The organism is Flavobacterium sp. (assembly GCF_044373165.1).
In the GTDB taxonomy this organism is placed as follows: Bacteria; Bacteroidota; Bacteroidia; order Flavobacteriales; family Flavobacteriaceae; genus Flavobacterium.
This window is the reverse complement of record NZ_JBILQL010000139.1, coordinates 1-2,778: the sequence shown is the minus strand read 5'-3', so window position 1 is coordinate 2,778 and position 2,778 is coordinate 1. Positions and strand designations below refer to the sequence as shown.

The following is a 2,778-nucleotide window of genomic DNA, read 5'->3' as shown; positions in this document are numbered from 1 at the left end:
GGTGCAGTTTCGCCTTCGTTGATTCCTATATGTAATAAAGTTCCTGCCGTGAAAGCTTCAAACTCCATGGTGGCTTTATCAGTTTCAATTTCTGCTAAAATATCTCCTTCAGAAACTTTGTCACCCACTTTTTTTAACCAAGTGGCTACGGTTCCTTCCGTCATCGTGTCGCTTAGACGCGGCATAGTGATTTTTGTTGCCATAATTATAGTCTGTGAGGAATGAAAGGATAATTTTCTTGTTCGTATACTACATCGTACAATTGTTGTGCTTCAGGGAAAGGAGATTCTTCGGCAAATGTGGCACATTCTTCTACTAAATCTTTTACTCTTTCGTCAATCACTTCAATCTCTTCATCTGAAGCGTATTTTTTCTCTTTGATGATGTCTAAAACCTGTGTGATAGGATCGATTTTTTTGTATTCTTCGACTTCTTCTTTTGAGCGGTACAATTGAGCATCCGACATTGAGTGACCTCTATAACGGTATGTTTTCATTTCTAAGAAAGTTGGTCCGTCTCCACGACGTGCTCTTTCGATAGCTTCATGCATGGCTTCGGCCACTTTGATTGGGTTCATGCCGTCAACCGGTCCGCAGGGCATTTCATAGCCTAAACCTAATTTCCAAACATCTGTATGATTTGCGGTTCTTTCTACCGAAGTACCCATAGCATAACCGTTATTTTCACAAATAAAAACTACCGGTAATTTCCATAACATAGCCATGTTAAAGGCTTCGTGTAATGAACCTTGACGAGCAGCGCCGTCACCAAAGTAGGTTAGGGTAACACCACCGGTTTCGAAATATTTATCGGCGAAAGCCATTCCGGCACCCACAGGGATTTGAGCCCCAACGATACCATGACCGCCGTAAAATCCGTGTTCTTTTGAAAAAATATGCATAGAACCACCCATTCCTTTGGAAGTTCCGGTAACTTTACCTAAAAGTTCTGCCATTACCTTTTTGGGATCTACACCCATACCGATGGGTTGAACGTGATTTCGGTAAGCGGTAATCATTTTGTCTTTGGACAAATCCATGGCATGGAGTGCTCCGGCTAATACGGCTTCTTGTCCGTTATATAAGTGAAGAAATCCTCTAACTTTTTGTTGAATATAGAGTGCGGCAAGTTTGTCTTCAAACTTTCTCCAAAACAGCATGTCTTCATACCATTTTAAATAAACTTCTCTGGTTACTTCTTTCATTTTTACTTTTCTAAAGTGTTATTTAAGTTTTTATTTTTATTCAACGCAAAATAGTTCACTCACACACAAATTTGCGAAAGGCAAAAGTAAAACATTCCCCGTAAGAAGTAAAATTTAAAAGCAGTAATTTTTGCCTTTTACAAGAAGTTTTTGTCGAAACTTAACGGCAATAAATTTTTAATCGAATCTGATTTATATACTTCGCCGCTCTCGCCCATAAAGTAGATTTCAATGTTGGTGTTTTGCTTGAATTCATATTCGGATATGGATTGTCTGCAAGCACCACAAGGTGGAATTGGTGATTTGGTTTCATTGCTGTCTGATGCAGCAGATATGGCCATTTTAATAATTTTTGCCTCAGGATAAATAGCCCCTGATTGGAAAATAGCGACTCTTTCTGCACAGAGTCCGGATGGATAAGCGGCATTTTCCTGATTAGACCCCAAAACAATTTGATCGTTATCCAAGAGTAAAGCCGCTCCAACTCTGAATTTGGAATAAGGCGCATAAGCTTTTTTTCTGATAGCTACAGCTTGTTGCATTAACGATTGAACTTCTTGAGGCAGTTCATCGGCTGATTGGTAAACCGTAAAAGAGGTGTTGATGTTTATTTGTTGCATTCGAAAAGAATTTATTTCACAATTGAGGAAAAAAAATCCAAATTTCTATTGAAATTTGGATGTTATTTTGATTTAATTTTATCTACTAATATTCTTCGTATTTATCACCAAAGTTAAATGTAAGTGAGAAACGGAGTGTGTTTTCTAATGGGTTTTTTACTTTTGAAGCAGAAAACAGATACGACACATCAACTTTTACTACGTTATATTTAAAACCTGCTCCTAACGAAAAGAATCTTCGTGCTCCTTTTTCAGGACTTTCATTAAAGTATCCTAAACGCATGGCAAAGGAATCTTGGTATAAATATTCTGCTCCAACCGAGTAAGTGAACTCTTTTAATTCTTCGCTAAATCCACCTGGGGCATCATTGAAAGATTTGAAAATTCCTGAAACCCAGTTCACTCTATTGTAGGCAGCATTGTTGGCATCTCTTAATTCAATTTCCTCATTGGTAGTCACTAATCCGTCACCGTCTAAATCAGCACTCTGAGGTGTTGGCACTAAAAGTTTGGCCAATTCAACACTTACTGAGACTTTGTTGTATTCGTCGAAGATAAAGTCATATCCGCCTCCTAATCTCATATTGGCAGGTAGAAAGTTAGCACTATTGTCGTCAGAGGCACCTGCATCATAGTTGATTTTAGGCCCTAAGTTTTGGAAATTGAAGCCTAATCGAAGTCTTCCGTTAAAATCAGCTAAAGCAGTTTCTTCACCTTGATAAAAACCTGCTATATCTACTGCAAAAGAGCTTGCCGGTTCAGCGTCACCTTCACCGGTAGGAATTCTTAAGGAAGATCGTATGTATCTTCCGGCTACAGCCATCGAAAATTTTTCGCTCAATTTTAATGAATAAGATCCATCTAAAGCTAATTCGTTTGGTTTTACAATTTGCGCAGGGTCTTCTGCATTTTGTCTTAATTCAATTTCTCCCAAACCAAAATAGCGCAAACTCA

The 2,778-nt window shown here is 38.4% G+C and carries 4 protein-coding genes; all 4 read right to left on the bottom strand.

Translation table 11 applies throughout. The features are described from left to right. Window positions 1-203: biotin/lipoyl-containing protein (locus tag ACIQ32_RS11720; RefSeq protein ID WP_396195867.1), on the bottom strand; the 203-nt coding region annotated here is incomplete at its 3' end. Window positions 204-205: 2 nt separating this feature from the next. Continuing rightward, on the bottom strand, window positions 206-1,204 hold the full coding sequence (gene pdhA, locus ACIQ32_RS11715; protein ID WP_396195866.1) for a pyruvate dehydrogenase (acetyl-transferring) E1 component subunit alpha: 999 nt from the start codon (window positions 1,202-1,204) through the stop codon (window positions 206-208). Between the two features lie 137 nt (window positions 1,205-1,341). Further along, entirely contained in the window at window positions 1,342-1,824 is a 483-nt protein-coding gene (gene cdd, locus ACIQ32_RS11710; RefSeq protein WP_396195865.1) for a cytidine deaminase, read from the bottom strand. Between the two features lie 85 nt (window positions 1,825-1,909). Beyond that, a partial coding sequence (gene porV, locus ACIQ32_RS11705; protein WP_396195864.1) for a type IX secretion system outer membrane channel protein PorV occupies window positions 1,910-2,778 on the bottom strand: 869 nt, incomplete at its 5' end.

Bases quoted from the DNA above. Each gene is read 5' to 3' on its own strand.
- pdhA (WP_396195866.1), bottom strand. From the start codon at position 1,204: ATGAAAGAAGTAACCAGAGAAGTTTATTTAAAATGGTATGAAGACATG.
- cdd (WP_396195865.1), bottom strand. From the start codon at position 1,824: ATGCAACAAATAAACATCAACACCTCTTTTACGGTTTACCAATCAGCC.